This is a genomic window from Brachyspira pilosicoli, assembly GCF_019402445.1.
In the GTDB taxonomy this organism is placed as follows: domain Bacteria; phylum Spirochaetota; class Brachyspiria; order Brachyspirales; family Brachyspiraceae; genus Brachyspira; species Brachyspira pilosicoli_B.
The window spans coordinates 1-1,238 of the sequence record NZ_SRZM01000416.1 but is presented as its reverse complement, the minus strand read 5'-3'; the positions used below and the strand labels follow the sequence as shown (position 1 = coordinate 1,238).

The following is a 1,238-nucleotide window of genomic DNA, read 5'->3' as shown; positions in this document are numbered from 1 at the left end:
ACATAATATAGATAACATAATATAATTATAATATTGATTAATTATAAAAAACAATATATGATAAAAGATAATGCTATTTTCAGGAGTTTTTAATATATGAGCGACAATTCTATAAAATATAGTTCACCTGGCAATTTAATTTCATTTGAGATTAATAAAAATTATAGTATATCGAATTTCAATATAGATGAAAGTCTTTTAGATAAAAACCAAAAAGAACTTTTAGAAGAGATGATAGTATCTAGCATGAATGATGCAATTTCAAAAGTAAAAGATTTGAATGTTTCTGATGATAATAAAAACGATAATTACAAAAATCCTTTTAATGCTTTTAATATGAAAGATATGGATAAAGCATTTGCTGATATAACAAAGATGACTACAATAAAATATGATGAAAATGGCAAACCAATTATAAATATATCATTAGATTCTATAAATCCAGATATTATATCTAGAATGAATGATATTATTAATAATAATGATGATAAGGATAAAAATTGAGCGGTATTGATTCTTTAGATAAGCTTACAGAGATGATAGCTAGGCTTCCAGGAATAGGGGGAAGAAGTGCTATGCGTATTGCTTTGTATTTATTTGATAGTGATGATGAATATTTAAATGAGTTATCTAATTCTATTTTGTCGCTACATAAAAATATAAAGCTTTGCAAAGAATGTTATTCTTTGAGTGAGAATGATATTTGCAATATATGTGCTAGTGATAAAAGAGATAAAACAAAACTATGCGTAGTTGAATCTTATACAGATATGATTGCTATAGAAAAAACAGAAGAATATACTGGACTTTATCATGTTTTGGGAGGATTAATAGAGCCTCTTAAAGGAATAGGTATTTCGGACATAAGAATAAAAGAATTAATAGAGAGAGTTAAAAATAATAATTCAATAGAAGAAGTTATTATAGCATTTGGGGCTTCATTAGAGGCAGATACTACAGCATCATATATAAATAAAACTTTAAGAAATAATAATTTTGATAAAAAAATAAGCCGTATTACTTATGGTATATCATTAGCAAGCGATATTGAAAATGCTGATTCACGTTCATTAGCAAGAAGTATTGCAGACAGAGTAGTTATTCAGTAGGGTAGTATATAGTAAAAATTTTAAATTTATTGAAATCTGTTTTTTATTTTAATTATTTTCGTGGACTAGCCTTACTGCAAAGCGCGCCCGAATGGCGAAAACTTTTTGCTGCGGGAAAAAGTTGAATAA

2 protein-coding genes are annotated in these 1,238 nt (G+C 26.3%); both read left to right on the top strand.

The features are described from left to right. Nucleotides 1-96 precede the first annotated feature (96 nt). Nucleotides 97-504, top strand: coding sequence for a YbaB/EbfC family nucleoid-associated protein (locus E6A48_RS11515; protein ID WP_219710451.1), 408 nt, complete (start codon nucleotides 97-99; stop codon nucleotides 502-504). Further along, nucleotides 501-1,109, top strand: coding sequence for a recombination mediator RecR (gene recR / locus E6A48_RS11510; protein ID WP_219710450.1), 609 nt, complete (start codon nucleotides 501-503; stop codon nucleotides 1,107-1,109). The genes E6A48_RS11515 and recR overlap by 4 nt, the downstream gene beginning before the upstream one ends. The last annotated feature ends 129 nt before the right edge of the window (nucleotides 1,110-1,238 follow it).